Raw genomic sequence first — 14,768 nt, forward strand, 5'->3', positions numbered from 1 at the left:
GTCAGCACGCCACTGCCGACGCGCACCCTCGGGAACATCGCTGGTCTTCTTGCTCCAGTCCGCCGTCGCCATCTGTGAACACCTCCGACATCAGGGGGTGTTGCGACGACCAGTTGAATCCGCCTTGGACTCCACGATCCGAATGGTGCACGAGTCCGGTGACGTCGTGGCCGGCGCGCTGCCGGGTCCACAGGCCCATGTCCAGGGCATCCAGGGCGAGGTCGGTGCGCAGGCTGGTGGACACCTGCCAGCCCACGATCACCCTGCTGAAGACATCGAGGACGAACGCGACGTAGGTCCAGCCGGCGTGCGTCCTGACATAGGTCAGGTCGGCCACCCAGAGCTGGTTCGGGCCGGTCGCGACGAACTTGCGGTTCACCAGGTCCTCGGGGCGCGCGGTCTCAGCACCATCGCCGATCGTGGTGCGGCGGGTCTTCTCCCGTGGGATCCCACGCAGGCCCTCGGCGCGCATCAGCCGCTCGACGGTGCACCGAGCCACCCGGACGCCCTCGCGGTTCAGCTCGGCGTCGCGGACGCTGCGCGCTGAGGGCGGCCTGGTCTTGGCGGCGTAGTAGCTGCTCGGGGCGATCTGCACGCCGGCCTTCTTCAGCACGGCGCAGATCGGCTCGACCCCGACTTCACGCCCATCGACCACGCCGCGGCGATGGGCATCGATGTAGGCGACTATTTGGTGGTGGGGCGGTCGAGCTCCGCCGCGAAGAAAGCCGACGCCGTCCTCAGGATGTGGTTGGCCCGACGCAGCTCACGGTTCTCCCGCTCGAGCTCGGCCACCCGCTGCGCGTCGCTGGTCGTGGTCCCGGGCCGGACACCCTCGTCGACCTCGGCCTGTCGAACCCAGTTGCGCAGCGTCTCGGGGTGCATCCCGAGCTGCTCGGCCACACGATTGATCGCACCGTGCTTGGTCTCGGGGTCCTGTCGGAGCTCGACGGCCATCCTCGTGGCTCGCTCACGCAGCTCGTCGGGGTACTTCCTGGGTGCTGCCATGACTCTCATCCTCCATGGATTGAGAGCCTCCATCAGACCCGGGGCGATTCATGAGGCCGTTCACGGGCGTCGAGGAGTTGACGGGCATGCGCAACCTGAATCCCGGGTTTCGTGGAGGCCTGGTCGCGGTTGTGCGAGGGTTCCTTGAAGAAGCCCGCAGGACTCGCTGCCTACCCATTCCGGGTGTTCACGCCCGCTTTCACACGACGGAAACGCATCCAGGCCGCCCGAGTCCTTCGGTGCGCTCAGCATCGACCGGGCCCGGCCGTGATGTCTGGCTCGCTGGTGAACCCGTGGCGTCGACGCGTACCGAGTCCGACGTGTTGGCCGCACTGTCTGAGCCGCCGAGGATCGTTTTTACCCAGCGCCAGCTCATCAACCACGTCTGGGGACCCGAGTGGCTGGGCGATGGGGCCTGCTCGACGTTCGCATCGGGCGTCTACTACAAGGACCCCACGGGCTTCGCGAAAGCGCTCAAACCTATCTACCCGCCGCGGACGGTGGCTGTCCCCGGGTGCGCTCTCCCGGGGGTCGGCCGCCGCGCAACCCGAGTTCGACACCTGCCGTGACTCGGTCTGGGGCACGAAGTACCCCCATGCGGTCGGGACCCGGCAAGCCGCGTGGGAAAGGATCATCCCGCACCTGGCGTTCCCGCGCGGGCTCCGCGGGGACTCGACGGCCGGCGTCCGGGGCTTGACCCTCCCGATCCGTGCGTGGGGTGGGTCCCCACCCGGGATGCAGGTCAGACCGAGAAGAGACCCCAGAGGGCGCCGGCTCCGATCCCGAGCGCGACGCTGAGACCGGCGGTCACGACCGCCGTCGTCGCCGACCAGGCAGCAGGGACGAACGCTCCTGGCAGGGTTCGCGCGGGCGGTTCCCCTCGGCCGTAGACGGGTGCGATCCACCGGAGGTAGTAGAAGAGGCTGATCACGGTGTTCACGAACACCAGCACGGCCAGCCAGGCAAGTCCGCCGTCCCAGGCGGCTGCGGTGGTGGTGAGCTTCCCGGCGAAGATGACGGTGGGCGGGGTGCCGACGAGCCCGAGCAGCGCCACGACCAGGGATGCGCCCAGCCACGGCCGGGCTCGGCCCATGCCGCGGTAGGAGTCCAGGCCGCGACGGTCAGGGAAGGCAGTCGTCACCGCGAAAGCCGCGAGGTTGGTGACGGTGTAGCCGGCGAGGTAGAGCAGCAGGGAGGGCAGGGCGAGGTCGCTGCGCCCGGCGACCGAGACCGGCACGAGCAGGTAGCCGACTTGGCTGACCGTGGACCAGCCGAGCAGGCGCCGGGGGTCGGTCTGCCAGTAGGCGGCGAGGTTGCCGAGCGTCATGCTGGCGACCGCGAGGACGGCGACCAGCAGCGGCCAGGCAAGGGTGTCGGGGAGGATGGCGATGAGCCGGTAGGCGGCGACCATCGCGCCGATCTTGGGCACGGTGGTGAGGAAGGCCGCCACCGTTCCGCCCGCGCCCTCGGCGGCATCGGGGACCCAGTAATGTCCCGGCACACCGCCGGCCTTGAACATCAGTCCACCCAGCACGGCCACGACGCCCGCGGCGACCACGCCCTGTGGCGCCTCGGCAAGTCGGTCGGTGAGCCCGGTGTACGACGTGGTCGCGGAGACGCCGTACAGGAGCGTGACACCGACCAGCAGCAGGATGCCGAACAGGGCACCCAGCAGATAGGTCTTCATCGCAGCCTCGGCTCCGCGGGGCGTGCGCGCGATGCCGATCAGGCCGTAGAGCGGGATGCTCGCGAGCAGGAACCCGACGGTCACCACGAGCAGGTCGTCGGCGCCGGCGAGGACGAGCGTGCCGGTCGTCGCGAACAGCAGCAGTGCGTAGGTCTCGCTCTCCCGCGGCGAGCCGGCGATCTCGTCCGCGGCCAGCGCCAGGACGATCAGCGTCCCGAGGGCGGCGACGATCCGCGCCACCCCGGTGGCGGTGTCCACGGTGAAAGTGCCCTCCATCGCCGGCTGGGCCGGGCCGGGGAGGTCGACCACGGCCAGCGCGGCCGCGGTGACCAGCGCGGCCGCGGCGATGACGCGGGTGACCCACTGGCGCGTCCGCGGGAGGAAGGACCCGCTGACCAGGACCGCGAGCCCGCCGAGGAACAGCACGATCTCCGGCAGCAGCAGGAGCGGCCGCATGGCCATGTCGGAACCCACGGGCTACCTTCCGACGAGCTCGACGGCGACCTCGGCCGCGGGCTCGATCACGGCGAGCAGTGGTCGGGGGAACACTCCGATGAGCAGGGAGAGCACCAGCAGCGGGCCGACCGACCAGACCTCGGCGGCGCGCAGGTCGGTGAAACCGACCGAGCGGCCGCGGGTCTCGCCGGTGAAGATCCGCTGCAGCGCGCGGAGGAAAAGCGCCGCGGTCAGGAGGATTCCGACGAGTGCGACGGCGGTGACGGGGGCGGCGGCGATGCTGCCGGTGAAGATCTGGAACTCCGCGATGAAGCCGGACAACCCGGGGAGGCCCAGGGAGGCGAAGGCACCGATGGCGAAGAACGCGGCGAACCGCGGGGCGGGTCCGGCCAGGCCGCCGTAGGAGTCCATGTCATAGGTCGCTGCCCGGTCCTGGAGAACCCCGGCGAGGAGGAACAGCGCACCGGTGATCAGGCCGTGGCTGACCATCTGCGTGACGGCACCGGTGACCGCGACGGACCGGGCCAGCGAGGTGTCCCCGGCGACGAGCCCTGCGGCGCCGACGGCGAGGACGATGTAGCCCATGTGGTTCACCGACGTGTAGGCGACCATCCGCTTGAAGTTCGTCTGGGCCAGGGCCACCAGGGCGCCGTACACGACAGAGACGATGCCGACCACGATGATCACCCACGCCCAGTCCCGCCACGCCTCGGGCAGCATCGGCATCGCGATCCGCACGAACCCGTAGGTGCCCATCTTCAGCAGCACCCCGGCCAGGACAGCCGAGCCGATCGCCGGCGCGTCCGTGTGGGCCGGCGGCAGCCAGGTGTGGAACGGCACGGTCGGTGTCTTCACCGCCAGCCCGACCAGGATCGCGGCCAGCACCAGCCCACCGGCCAGCGACGACCCGGCGAGCGGGGTCTGCTCGGCCAGCTCGACCATGTCGAAGGTGTGCGGGTCGGCGGCGATGTAGAGGCCGATGAACCCGACGAGCAGGGCCAGGGAGCCCAGAAACGTGTAGAGGAAGAACTTCATCGCCGACCGGGCGGCGTTGCCGTGTCCCCAGCCGGCGATCACGAAGTACATGCCGACGATCGAGAGGTCGAAGAAGACGAAGAAGAGGATCAGGTCGGCGGCGACGAACAGGCCCATGCTGACGCTCTGCAGGAAGAGGAACAGCGCAGCCTGGAGACGCGGGCGGTCGGTCTCGCGCAGCGCGAAGATCGCGCAGGCCAGGAAGATCACCGCTGTCATCGCGATCAGCGGCAGGGACAGCCCGTCGACGCCGAGGTGGTAGCTGCTGTTCACGCCGGGAATCCACGCGGCCTGCTCCTCGAAGGCGAGTCGTCCGGCCGTGGGCGTCTCGTAGCGCAGCCACGCCGCGACCACGAGGGCGAGGTCAGTCGCTGCGACCACGACCCAGGTCCACCGTGCGGCCGCGTCGCCGAGCCGCGGAAGCGCGAGCAGGGCCAGAGCGGCAGCCAGGGGCAGGAAGACGATCAGACTGAGCACGTTCACCTCACCGTGACAAGGAGCAGGACGCCGATCGCGAGCACCGCGACGGCCTGGATGTAGTACTGGTGCAGCTGGCCGGTCTGTGGACGACGTGCGAGCCGGCCAAGCCGACGCAGCTGCGCAGCGAGCCCCTCGACCGCCCCATCGAACCACCGGTCGTCGTCACGGGCCGCACCAGCCGCGGCCCACAAGGACGCCCGGGACGTTGCCTCGACCGCACCGTCCAGCACCCGGTCGTCGAAGGCCGCTGCCCGACGCGCCAGACCGAGCGCGACCGCGGCGGACCCGGCCACGCCACGGTCCAGGATCCGGTCGTCGAAGCGCGCCAGCGCCTCTGCCAGGACGAGGGTCGGGCGTACGACGAGGGCCTGTGTCGCGCGCTCGAGACCCAGCCAGGCCAGGGCCCAGCGCGGTTCCGGCACCGGACGCCACCACACGAGCGCCAGCACCGCCAGTGCGATCACGACGGACGCGGCCATCTCCAGCGGCGTCGGGTGGAGCGGCTCCTCGCCGAGCGCCCGGGCGACCGTGTCACCCACGGGTGGCAGCGCCAGGAGGCCGAGCACGGTCGCGCCCACGGCGAGCACGACCAGTGGTGCCTGCTCGGGCATCCCGATGCGGCGGGTGCCCGGTTCCTCCTCGTCGTAGTGCTGCTCGACCTCGGCACGCGCCGCGTCGGGGACGTGCCGCCACAGCACGACCATGATCTTGCCGGCGTAGGCCGCCGAGAGCGCGGCCGCGGCGAGGCCGACGGCGTAGAGCCACGGTGACTCTGCCAGCGCCGCGGCGAGGACCGCGTCCTTGGTCGCCCACAGCGCCAGCGGGGCGACGCCCGCGAGGGACAGCGCACCGGCGGTGGCGGCCCAGCCGACCAGCCGCCACCTCCGAGCCACGCCGCGCAGGCCGGGGAGCTGCTTGGTGCCGAGCGCGGTGAGCCAGGCCCCGGCGGCGAGGAAGAGCAGCGCCTTGGTCGAGGCGTGTGCGACGAGGTGTGCCGCTCCCCCGCTCACCGAGGCCAGCCCGGCGCCCATGACCACGAACCCGAGCTGGGCGGAGGTGGAGGCGGCGAGGAGCTGTTTGAGGTCCTGCTGTGCCACGGCGACGGCGCCGAGCAGCAGCGCCGTGAGTGCGCCCACCCAGGCAGCAGCCGGCGCGGCCCAGCTCGTCGAGGCAAGCAGCGGCTCGGTGCGCAGCAGCAGGTATCCGCCCATGGCCACCATGGCGGCGGAGTGCAGCAGTGCGCTGACCGGGCTCGGTCCCTCCATCGCGCGCGACAGCCAGAACGAGAACGGGAGCTGGGCCGCCTTGCCGAGAGCCGCGACCAGGACACCCGCCGCGACGACGTGGCGCCACCCCTCGCTGGCCGCGGGCAGGTCGGCCAGTGCCAGGCCGGCTCCACCGGCGAGTGCTGCACCGGCCGCGACGTACAGCCCGACGTCCGCCGTGCGCGTGGTCACGAACGCCGTGATGCCGGCGGAGACCCGGTGGTCGTCGCGCCACCAGAATCCGATCAGTGCGAACGACGTCGCGCCCATCACCTCCCAGGCGAACAGCAGCGCGGGCAGCGTCTCGGCAGTCGCGGTCAGGAGAGCGGCGGAGGCGAAGAGCAGCATGAGTCCGTGGAACCGGGCCTGTGACTCCCGGATCTCACCGGCCGAGAACACCAGCACGAGCAGGCTCACGACCGCGACCGTCGGTGCGACCAGCGCGGACAGGGCGTCCACCCCGAGGGCGAGGTCGCTGCCGGCCATGAACGGCACTGACACCCTCGGACGTTCGAGGGCGACGACCACCGACAGTGCGGTCGTGGTGAAGGCCGTGGCCAACGACACGGCGGCCGCCGCCCGCTCGAGGCGGGAGAGGGCGAGCCCGCCGCCCACCACGGCGGGGAGCAGTACGAGCAGCCAGAGTGCGGTCTCGGCCATGGACCCGGTCACCCCGACAGGTCCGTGGCCATGTCGGTCATGTCGGCGCCACGCTCACGATGCAGCAACGTGGCGACCGCGAAGCCCATCGCCATCTCAACTGTCATCGCGGCGATGATCACCATGAGGAGGACCTGCCCGGTCGGGTCGGGCGCGAGGAACCACCAGACGCCGGCAGCGGCGAGGATGACGGCGTTGATCATGAGTTCCAGGCCCATCATCACCATCACCACGACCTGCTGGGAGATTGCGCCGTACAGCCCTACGCTGAAGATCGCCGCGGCGATGAGCAGGGTCGCCTCCAAGGTCATCTGCCGACACCTCCCGGCTGGGGGTCGTCTGCGGGGCGCTGCTTCAGGTCATCGCCGAACCGGTCGTAGCGGGTGCGGTGCGCGGCCAGCACGACGCCAGCCACGATCGTGGCGACCATCACCGGACTGATCACGGCCATCACCAGCATCTTCGGGCCCATCAACGCCTCCCCCAGCGCCATCGTGACGTCCGGCGGGGGGCTGCCCCGGCGGGTGGGCCAGTCGACCATCAGGATGCCTGTCGCGAGCGCCAGGAACGTGGTCAGGGCGACGGCGATGGCGGTCTTGTTGCTGTGCACCATGCTCATCGGCATCAGCGCGGGGTTCATCCCCATGAACATGACCATGTAGACGGCCATGATGGCCATCTCCATGAGCATCATCAGGATCGTCACCACGCCGACGTAGTTCTGCTGCAGGAAGAGCACCTGCAGGCCAACCGCGACGAAGGACAGGGCGAGGGCGTACGTCGCGCGCGCCATCGAGTTGACGTAGAAGACCGCAGCGCCGCCGAGCACGGCGACGAGCCCGATCCCCCAGAAGGCGATGTCGGTGATCACGTTCACGACCTCCCGACAGCGATGACGGCGACGACCAGGTCCTGCAGCAGCACGGCCGGGAGCAGCAGCATCCAGCCCACCTCCATGAACTTGTCCGGCCGGAAGGCCGGCAGCCGCCGCCGCAGCCAGACCAGGACCGCGAGTAGGGCAACGGTCTTCACCAGCACCCAGGCCCAGTCCGGCAGCAGCGGGCCGGCGCCGCCGCCGAGGAACATCGGGACCGCGAACGCGGCGCCGGCAGCCAGCAACGCATATCGCCCCGCCTCGAACACCAGCCGGTCCACGCCCGACAGTTCCGCTCGTGCCCCGCCGGCGACGTCCGTGCCGATCGCCGGAGCGAACGGTCCCCACACCGAGAAGGCGGCGACCCCGAGCAGGTAGACGAGGAACGCCACCGGCATCCAGGCCACGAACCAGAGTCCGTCCTGGGCCGCCGCGACCCTGCCGACGTTCAGGCTCTCCGCGGCGATCGCCGGAGCGACCAGGGCAAACATCAACGGAAGCTCGTAGCCCAGCCCGTGCGCCAGGAACCGGTAGCCGCCGACCAGTGCGTGTGCCGAGTTCGCGCCCCACCCGGTCAACCACACCAGCGCCCAGACCATCACGTCCATGGCGTTGAACCACATGACCCCCACGTCGAGGTCGAAGATGGTCCACTCCCCCAGCGGCACGACCGTCACCATCAGCGCCGCCACTACCAGCAGCCCGGCACCCCCGAGGCGCCACAACAGCCGGTCGGCTTCGACGGTGGTACGACGCCGCTGCCGCATCAGCCGGGCCGCCTCACCGAACGGCCGGACCGGCCCGGCCATCGTCCCGCCCGGCTTACCCCCCGCACGCGCGGCGAGGGCACCGTCCAGCATGGCAGCGGTTACGGCCAACACACCCAGAATCCCCAACGCGGCAATCGCCCAGCCGGGTGCCACGGTGGTGATCGGCGAGTCCGTCATCGGCATCGGGTCAGCCATGGGACACCTCGTGCTCCGCCTGTCGGGCGAGCAGCTCGTGGATGTCGAGGCTGGCGAGGACCAGACGTGCCGTGGCGAGATCCAGACCCATGACCAGATGTGCCAGGTGGTCGGTCGAGAGTGTCCGGCCGGCGTCGTTCGTCCGACTGCCGGTGTCACCGGCGGCGGTCGCGGCAACACCGGCGACCGCCCGGTCCAGCATGCCGATCAGCCGGTCATAGGTGTCACCGACCGCGTCGGCCGGCAACCCCCGGGCGTGGGCGTCCTCGTCGCTCAGCCGCCTGACGCCTCGAAGCGACCAGCGCAACGTCCACGAACGACGGACCCTCCGGCGCAGACGCTCGAGTTCCGACCCCGCCGCTCCGTCCCCGGACTCCAGGGCGGTGTCGCGGACCCTTCGGGCCTCTGCCGCGGCGTCGTCCCACCCCGCCAACGCCAGGAGCGAGGCGATGTTGTCGATGCCGCGGGCTGGCCCGAAGACTTCGTCCTCTTGGCGGGCAGGCCCGTCGACGAGCTCGGCCTGTGCCTCGACGATGACATCGCCCTGAAGCGAGCAGCGCAACACCAGACCGGCCGGCCAGTGCGGCAGAACAGGCCCGCAACGCACCTGCAAGACGTCCATCTCGAGGCCGTCGCGGTCCTCGCCGCCCTCCGCGAGAGGGATGCCTCCCGGGGACGTCTCCATGTCGCCGTGGTCCATGCCCTCGTGGCCCTCGTGGCCGCCGTGGTCCATGCCCTCGTGGCCGCCGTGGTCCATGCCCTCGTGGCCGCCGTGGTCCATGCCTTGGTGGCCGCCGTGGTCCATGCCCTCGTCGCCGCCGTGGTCCATGCCTTGGTGGCCGCCGTGGTCCATGCCCTCGTCGCCGCCGTGGTCGATGCCCTCGTGGCCGCCGTGGTCCATGCCCTCGTGGCCGTCACCTGGACCGTGGTCCATGTCTCCATGGCCGCCATGACTCTCGGCTCCAGGTCCGGCGTGCTCGGCGAGGAGTTCGGAGGCGGTGGGTCGCTGCTGCGCGTCACGGCGGTGGTGGTCGGTGTCGAGCAGGCCGGTGTGTGCTTCGTCCAGTCGAGCACCCACTTCGTCGCCCGCGTGCACGTCCACGCGCACCCGTGGTCCTGGCATCTGGTGCCAGACGCCCTCGATCGCTTCCGCGAGCTCCGGCCCGGGTTCGCCGCACACGACGAGTACGTCGGCGTCCGCGGGTGAGTCGGCGAGCCGCCATCCTCGCGCGAACAAGTTGCGCTCCGCCGCCATTCGCGTGCGCCACGAGCCCGGCACCTCGACGACCAGAGCGTGAGCGTGCCGGGAAGCGCTCCGTGCGAGCGCGTCACTCAGACCCAACGCAGTGCCCCCTCCCGCCATGCCCAGAGCACGGCGACGAACAAGGTAGCCAGGAAGAGGAACATCTCGACGACCGCGGTTACGCCGACCTGTGCGACGACGACCGCCCAGGGATACATGAACAGCATCTCGACGTCGAAGGCGAGGAAGAGCAGCGTCGCGAGGTACCAGCGCACGTGGTACCGCGACAGTGCGTGCTGCGCGGGGGCCCAGCCCGACTCGAAGGGAAGCACGTTTAGCGAGTCTGGCGCTACGGCGGTGAGCCTGTGCAGCGCGTACAGCCCGAGTACGAGTACCCCGACCGCGCTCGACATCACGACAACCCCTGCGTACATGACTCTCCTCTCGCGTTCAGATCGTCGCCACCGGCTGACTATGGACGGGGATCCGTGCTCAGGGGCTGGCCTCGAAGTCCGGGACGGGGCGCTGCTTGGCCTCTTCCTCGGGGGTGGCGGCACCGTTCTTCTCGATGTCCTCGATCAGCCACTTCATCTCGGCGATCTCGATGCGCTGAGCCTTGATGATCTCGTCGGCCAGCTTGCGCACACGCACGTCTTCGATCTCGGACCGCTCGCTGGTGAGGATCGCGATCGAGTGGTGCGGGATCATGCCCTTCATTTAGGACTCGTCCTGCACAAACGTCTGCGACCGGGACAGCCACAACGCGGAGCCTCCCACGACGAGCGCGGCCACGATGATGGCGACGTTGACCTTGACGTTCTTGTACATCATCCCCCACATGAAGCCGACGTGCTTCTTGTGCTGCTCGTGCTCGGAGGACTGGTTCTTCTCGGACTTCGTGGTCATGCTGGGACTCCTCTCATCGGGGATACTTATCCATATCGCCGGTTGTGACACGGAGCTTGTCGTCGGTGATCCGGCGCAATGGTTCCGCCTGCGCCTATCGGTCGCTGTCACCTCGGAGCTGACGGAGACGGCCCTGGTACTCCTCGTCGGTGAGCTCGCCACGGGCGTAGCGCTCGTCGAGGATCGCTTGCACTCGAGTTCTCCCGGTCCCCGGTCCAGGCGCGCTGCCACTGCCGCGGTTCGTGCCTCCGCCGCTGCCGCGAACCAGCAGCACGACGACGAGGACGATGACCAGGATCATGATCGGCCAGATGAACCACATCCAGCCCGTGCCCCCTCCGTTGCCATACATGGGTCTCACCTCTCTTTCCGATCCCTGGAGCCTGTCGGCCCCGCTGTGTCGTCAGGCGACCCGCTCTGGACGGCGACCGCCGCAAGGTCACCTGGCCAGGACGGTGCCCATCATTCCGCGGTCCTCGTGGTCAAGGATGTGACAGTGGTAGACGGTCCGACCGCCGAAGTCCTCGAACGCGACCCGGACCTTGACCTGGCTGCGGGCGGGAACGTTCACCACGTCGAGCCAGACCGGCTCAGACAGCTCGCGGCCGTCGACCTCCAGCAGTTGCATCGGCCACACGTGCAGATGGAAGGGATGGTCCATCGGGCTGTCATTGCCGATGGTCCACTCCTCCACCGTGCCCATCCCCACCTGCTGGTCGATCCGGTCGGCGTCGAACTCCTCACCGTCGAAGGTGAAGCTCATCGGACCGTCGCCGCCGCCCATCATCCCGCCCATGCCCATCTGGAAGGTGATCGACCGACGACCATCGACGTCAGCCTCACGCAGGTCGCGGACAGCCGGGCCAGGCGGGATCCCACCCGCGGCTCGGTTGCCGCTCGCGGAAACGCCCAGGCGGGCGAGCGTCACCGGCCCGTCACCGCCTGACATCGGGCCCCCACCCATCATCTGGCCCATCATGCCGCCACGGTCGACCGGCATCGCGGTGAGCTCGCTGCTTCCCTCGGACAGGTCGACCACCAGGTCGAGCCGGTTCCCGGGGGCGAGCACGACGTCCTCCAACCCCATGTCCCGGGGCAGCCGACCCAGGTCGCGACCGACCACTCGAGCCCGCTGTTCTGGCAGTCTCAACGCGAGGTAGCGGGCGGTGCAGGCATTCACGACGCGCCACCGTTCACGCTCACCTGATCGACCCTTGAGGTCCGGCTTTGCGGCACCGTTGACCAGGACGAGCTCACCCTCGCGGCCCATCATCTGCTCCATGGTGGACGGGCTGACCAGTGAGCCGCCGGAGTCCAGGGTGATGTCGGAGACGACCATGACCCGTTCCCGGTCGACGGTGATCTCGTCGTCGTCCTCCACGATGATGGCGCCGTAGAGTCCGCCGAACACCTGGTCCGCGACCGTGCCGTGGTGGTGCGGGTGGTACCAGTACACGCCTGGTGGATGGTTGTCGGGCAACCGATACTCGTAACGATGCGCCTGGTCCGGTTCGACAGCGACGAACACGTTGTCGCCGTTGCCTTCGGGTGAGACGTGCAGCCCGTGCACGTGCAGGTTCGTGACCCGATCGAGCCGGTTCACCAGCTCCACCCGGAACGTGTCGCCCGGGCGGAGCCGCAACGTGGGGCCCGGCACACCGCCGTTGTACCCCATGGTCGTGGCCCGCCGGCCGGCGACCTCGTGGCTGCCCAGCGCAGCCTCCAGCCGTACCTCCAGCAGTCCGCCCTTGCTCCGGAGAACCTCGGGCTCGGTGAACAGTTCCCCGGCGACGGGGTCCAGGACCGAGGTGGACAGCTCTCGCCACAGGCCCGTGCCACCGACGACGGTGCCCACCAGGCCGGCACCGCCCATCGTCAGAGCCGTGCGTCGGCTGATCGGTTTCACGATTGCCCCTCCTTCAGGACGCGCGACCGGTGCTGGTACTCCTCCGTGCTCAGCTCGCCTGCCGCGTACCGCTTCTCGAGGATCTGTCGGGCACCACCGGTCCCGCTCGGCCGACCGGGCCGGCCCGAATCGGTTTCGAGGCCTCCTGCCAGCACCCGCACCGCCGTCACCGCCAGTAGCACGACGCCGAGGACCAGCAGCACTCCGTAGAGCAACGCGATCATGGGCGACCGACCTCGGACCACGTGGCACCAGTATCGGTGGACACGAGGACGCCGCCCTCCGTGGCGGCATACCACCGCGACTCGGTGGCGGTCAGCGCGTAAGGCACGTCCGGGAGTGATCCGACCTCCCGCCAGGAGTCCCCACCGTCGTCGCTGCGGTAGACCGACCCCTCGGGGCCGGCCCCGACCAGCAGGTCCTCGCTGTCCCAGTCCAGGAGCAACAACCGCGGCGCGGACTGCACGAGCTCGGGAGACCCGGAGACCTGGAGTCGGACGAGCGAGCCGCTGCCATCGGTCAGCAGCACAAGATCGGAGTTGCCTGGATGGGCAGCCACGTCGGCGGCGGGTAACTGGCCCAGGTCGCGCCACCGCCTGCCGTCCTCGGTGGACATGAGGCGCCCGCTCTGAGAGTCGACCCCGTACACGCGGTCACCGGCCGCCTCGAGCGCATGGAAGTCCGCCTCCCCTTCCAACGAGAGCGACCTCCACGTCCGACCGGAGTCTGTCGACTCGGAGAGTCCGAAGTGCGCGGGTCCGCCGGCGCCCGGCTCGGGGTGACCACTCATCAGGAAGCGGTCCGCGTCGGCGATGGTGAACGACATCGCATCGAAACGCTCCTCCCCCACACGCTCGAAGCCGTCGGCACCGAGAGCGAACACCCCGTGATGACTCGCGACGTAGAGCGTGTCGTCCGCGGGGTTCACGTCGAGAGAGTGGATATGGCCGAACTCCTCCTCGGCCGCCGCGGCGGCCGAGGCGGTCGGGTTCTCTGTAGAGCTACAGCTGGCGAGCAGGGCGGCGGCCATGGAGAGGCCGACGACCAGAGGGAGACCAGAAGACAGACTCAGCGATTTGCGCGTCGCGCACATGCGCATACTCCAAATGAGATCGAATGACGGGCAGGACAGACGCACCGGACCCATGCGGGTGGTGCGCCGGTGTGCCTGATCAGATCCGGAGTACGGTCAGCTGTCGTTCGAACGGCGGTGGCAGCCCCGCCACGTCGAGCGCGTCGACGACCCCCGTCATCAGACGCAGCAGACGCCATCCCCCGCCACGTGCCGCAATAGCGAGCAGCCACAAGCCCAGCGCCAAACCGGGCGTGAGCATCATCAGGCACAGCGCGAGCAACCCCCCGTCTTCCGCCGGCGGCGCCTCGTCCCCGGCAACGACGCCGAGGGATGCGACCACGCCCACCGTGGTGTCGGTGGTCATGATGATCGTCGGGGCGGCGTGGTGCCCGACGTGCTCGCCGGAGTCCGGCCCGGACGCCAGCCCGTGCATGCCAACGATTCCGAGCGCGACTGCGCACAGGAGGACGACCAGCGGAAGCCGCGTCCTCACGGCTCCCGGGAAGGTGCGGTCGGCAAGAGTCATCGCATCCTGAGTTTAGGCACAGCCACACCCGGCCGCCAGCCAGGCACCTTGATCCTGCCGCTGTGAGGGCAGGCAGCGCCGCCGGACCCGAGGAGCGATCACGTGCCATCGGCACTCGTCAAGAAGGAAGACCGCCTTTGACGTCGGCTGCGAACGCTTCACAACGATCCCGAGTTCCAACGAGCCGTGTCCGCAGCGCGACAACGTCGCGCGTCATAGTCCAGGACGGCCCTTTTCACAGGTCTACGACATCGAGCTCATATGCCCGATTCGCTCTGGCCCGAGCTCATCAACCCCATCCTCGCCGCCGTCCTCCTCGGCGCCCGAAACCAGACACAGCCGAAGGCCACCGCAGCCGATTGGCGACCTCGGCCGCACCGCGATGATCACCAAGGTCGCCGACCACCCAGGCTGAATCCAGGTGGCGAACCCGGCACCGGACCCCGCTGCAGAGGGGGTTTTCGGGTCACAAAGCGCGACACAAGCCCGAATGGCTCAAATGACAAGTGGCCCGTGTCCTGCGTTTCCGCAGGACACAAGCCACTTTTCAGTAGCGGGGGCAGTGTGTTGGTTCAGGACATCGGAATGGGGTGTCTCAGGACATCGGAATAGGGATGTCTCACGACATCGGCATGGCGTCGTCACAGGCTGGTGCGCCCACCCGAGGCTGCGAGGTGTCGAAACG

General features: G+C 69.5%; 18 protein-coding genes. 1 reads left to right on the forward strand and 17 read right to left on the reverse strand.

Going from position 1 to position 14,768, the window contains the following annotated elements; genetic code table 11:
* Position 1: 1 nt before the first annotated feature.
* From IRX98_RS22085 to IRX98_RS22125, 9 genes are all read right to left on the reverse strand, one after another.
* Entirely contained in the window at positions 2-655 is a 654-nt protein-coding gene (locus IRX98_RS22085) for a DDE-type integrase/transposase/recombinase (RefSeq protein ID WP_224280461.1), read from the reverse strand.
* A 29-nt stretch (positions 656-684) separates the two neighbouring features.
* Positions 685-1,005: a transposase gene (locus IRX98_RS22090; protein WP_224280463.1), complete on the reverse strand. Its 321-nt coding sequence runs from the start codon at positions 1,003-1,005 to the stop codon at positions 685-687.
* 742 nt (positions 1,006-1,747) lie between these two features.
* A complete protein-coding gene (locus IRX98_RS22095; protein WP_224280465.1) occupies positions 1,748-3,154 on the reverse strand; it encodes an NADH-quinone oxidoreductase subunit N in 1,407 nt (468 codons plus the stop codon).
* 15 nt (positions 3,155-3,169) lie between these two features.
* Positions 3,170-4,660, reverse strand: a complete 1,491-nt coding sequence (locus tag IRX98_RS22100; RefSeq protein WP_224280467.1) for a complex I subunit 4 family protein — start codon at positions 4,658-4,660, stop codon at positions 3,170-3,172.
* Between the two features lie 2 nt (positions 4,661-4,662).
* Entirely contained in the window at positions 4,663-6,588 is a 1,926-nt protein-coding gene (locus IRX98_RS22105) for a proton-conducting transporter transmembrane domain-containing protein (protein WP_224280469.1), read from the reverse strand.
* Between the two features lie 8 nt (positions 6,589-6,596).
* Positions 6,597-6,899 (reverse strand): NADH-quinone oxidoreductase subunit NuoK, encoded by a 303-nt coding sequence (locus IRX98_RS22110; RefSeq protein WP_193667652.1) that lies wholly within the window; start codon positions 6,897-6,899, stop codon positions 6,597-6,599.
* Positions 6,896-7,459 carry an NADH-quinone oxidoreductase subunit J gene (locus IRX98_RS22115; protein WP_224280471.1) on the reverse strand — a complete coding sequence of 188 codons (564 nt, stop codon included), beginning with the start codon at positions 7,457-7,459 and terminating at the stop codon, positions 6,896-6,898. Before IRX98_RS22115 ends, IRX98_RS22110 begins: the two co-directional genes overlap by 4 nt.
* Positions 7,460-7,461: 2 nt before the next feature.
* The gene (locus tag IRX98_RS22120; RefSeq protein WP_224280473.1) at positions 7,462-8,427 is read right to left on the reverse strand and encodes a complex I subunit 1 family protein; all 966 of its coding nucleotides are present in this window, start codon (positions 8,425-8,427) and stop codon (positions 7,462-7,464) included.
* On the reverse strand, positions 8,420-9,361 hold the full coding sequence (locus IRX98_RS22125) for a hypothetical protein (RefSeq protein WP_224280475.1): 942 nt from the start codon (positions 9,359-9,361) through the stop codon (positions 8,420-8,422). The genes IRX98_RS22120 and IRX98_RS22125 overlap by 8 nt, the downstream gene beginning before the upstream one ends.
* A 6-nt stretch (positions 9,362-9,367) precedes the next feature.
* Between IRX98_RS22125 and IRX98_RS22130 the strand changes: the two genes are divergently transcribed.
* Complete coding sequence (locus tag IRX98_RS22130; RefSeq protein WP_224280477.1) at positions 9,368-9,634, forward strand: hypothetical protein; 267 nt, start codon at positions 9,368-9,370, stop codon at positions 9,632-9,634.
* 125 nt (positions 9,635-9,759) lie between these two features.
* Here the strand turns inward: IRX98_RS22130 and IRX98_RS22135 are convergent, their stop codons facing one another.
* The 8 genes from IRX98_RS22135 to IRX98_RS22170 form a co-directional block, all read right to left on the reverse strand.
* Complete coding sequence (locus tag IRX98_RS22135) at positions 9,760-10,104, reverse strand: NADH-quinone oxidoreductase subunit A (protein ID WP_308045787.1); 345 nt, start codon at positions 10,102-10,104, stop codon at positions 9,760-9,762.
* A 58-nt stretch (positions 10,105-10,162) separates the two neighbouring features.
* Positions 10,163-10,387, reverse strand: coding sequence for a DUF305 domain-containing protein (locus IRX98_RS22140; protein ID WP_204797285.1), 225 nt, complete (start codon positions 10,385-10,387; stop codon positions 10,163-10,165).
* A complete protein-coding gene (locus tag IRX98_RS22145; RefSeq protein WP_224280479.1) occupies positions 10,388-10,576 on the reverse strand; it encodes a hypothetical protein in 189 nt (62 codons plus the stop codon).
* A gap of 94 nt (positions 10,577-10,670) precedes the next feature.
* Entirely contained in the window at positions 10,671-10,928 is a 258-nt protein-coding gene (locus IRX98_RS22150) for an SHOCT domain-containing protein (protein ID WP_224280480.1), read from the reverse strand.
* Positions 10,929-11,015: 87 nt separating this feature from the next.
* Positions 11,016-12,449, reverse strand: coding sequence for a multicopper oxidase family protein (locus tag IRX98_RS22155; protein WP_224280490.1), 1,434 nt, complete (start codon positions 12,447-12,449; stop codon positions 11,016-11,018).
* 29 nt (positions 12,450-12,478) lie between these two features.
* The gene (locus IRX98_RS22160; protein WP_224280482.1) at positions 12,479-12,706 is read right to left on the reverse strand and encodes an SHOCT domain-containing protein; all 228 of its coding nucleotides are present in this window, start codon (positions 12,704-12,706) and stop codon (positions 12,479-12,481) included.
* Positions 12,703-13,629, reverse strand: coding sequence for a F510_1955 family glycosylhydrolase (locus tag IRX98_RS22165; protein ID WP_224280484.1), 927 nt, complete (start codon positions 13,627-13,629; stop codon positions 12,703-12,705). Before IRX98_RS22165 ends, IRX98_RS22160 begins: the two co-directional genes overlap by 4 nt.
* 25 nt (positions 13,630-13,654) lie before the next feature.
* Complete coding sequence (locus tag IRX98_RS22170; protein ID WP_224280486.1) at positions 13,655-14,083, reverse strand: hypothetical protein; 429 nt, start codon at positions 14,081-14,083, stop codon at positions 13,655-13,657.
* Positions 14,084-14,768 lie beyond the last annotated feature (685 nt).

This window comes from Nocardioides lacusdianchii (genome assembly GCF_020102855.1).
In the GTDB taxonomy this organism is placed as follows: domain Bacteria; phylum Actinomycetota; class Actinomycetes; order Propionibacteriales; family Nocardioidaceae; genus Nocardioides; species Nocardioides lacusdianchii.

Excerpts from the sequence above, each read along its gene's own strand:
- IRX98_RS22090 (WP_224280463.1), bottom strand. The coding sequence starts at position 1,005 with ATGGCAGCACCCAGGAAGTACCCCGACGAGCTGCGTGAGCGAGCCACG.
- IRX98_RS22095 (WP_224280465.1), bottom strand. The coding sequence starts at position 3,154 with ATGGCCATGCGGCCGCTCCTGCTGCTGCCGGAGATCGTGCTGTTCCTC.
- IRX98_RS22105 (WP_224280469.1), bottom strand. The coding sequence starts at position 6,588 with ATGGCCGAGACCGCACTCTGGCTGCTCGTACTGCTCCCCGCCGTGGTG.
- IRX98_RS22110 (WP_193667652.1), bottom strand. The coding sequence starts at position 6,899 with ATGACCTTGGAGGCGACCCTGCTCATCGCCGCGGCGATCTTCAGCGTA.
- IRX98_RS22120 (WP_224280473.1), bottom strand. The coding sequence starts at position 8,427 with ATGGCTGACCCGATGCCGATGACGGACTCGCCGATCACCACCGTGGCA.
- IRX98_RS22125 (WP_224280475.1), bottom strand. The coding sequence starts at position 9,361 with ATGGACCACGGTCCAGGTGACGGCCACGAGGGCATGGACCACGGCGGC.
- IRX98_RS22130 (WP_224280477.1), top strand. The coding sequence starts at position 9,368 with ATGGCCGCCATGACTCTCGGCTCCAGGTCCGGCGTGCTCGGCGAGGAG.
- IRX98_RS22135 (WP_308045787.1), bottom strand. The coding sequence starts at position 10,104 with ATGTACGCAGGGGTTGTCGTGATGTCGAGCGCGGTCGGGGTACTCGTA.
- IRX98_RS22140 (WP_204797285.1), bottom strand. The coding sequence starts at position 10,387 with ATGAAGGGCATGATCCCGCACCACTCGATCGCGATCCTCACCAGCGAG.
- IRX98_RS22145 (WP_224280479.1), bottom strand. The coding sequence starts at position 10,576 with ATGACCACGAAGTCCGAGAAGAACCAGTCCTCCGAGCACGAGCAGCAC.
- IRX98_RS22150 (WP_224280480.1), bottom strand. The coding sequence starts at position 10,928 with ATGTATGGCAACGGAGGGGGCACGGGCTGGATGTGGTTCATCTGGCCG.
- IRX98_RS22155 (WP_224280490.1), bottom strand. The coding sequence starts at position 12,449 with ATGGGCGGTGCCGGCCTGGTGGGCACCGTCGTCGGTGGCACGGGCCTG.
- IRX98_RS22160 (WP_224280482.1), bottom strand. The coding sequence starts at position 12,706 with ATGATCGCGTTGCTCTACGGAGTGCTGCTGGTCCTCGGCGTCGTGCTA.
- IRX98_RS22165 (WP_224280484.1), bottom strand. The coding sequence starts at position 13,629 with ATGGGTCCGGTGCGTCTGTCCTGCCCGTCATTCGATCTCATTTGGAGT.
- IRX98_RS22170 (WP_224280486.1), bottom strand. The coding sequence starts at position 14,083 with ATGACTCTTGCCGACCGCACCTTCCCGGGAGCCGTGAGGACGCGGCTT.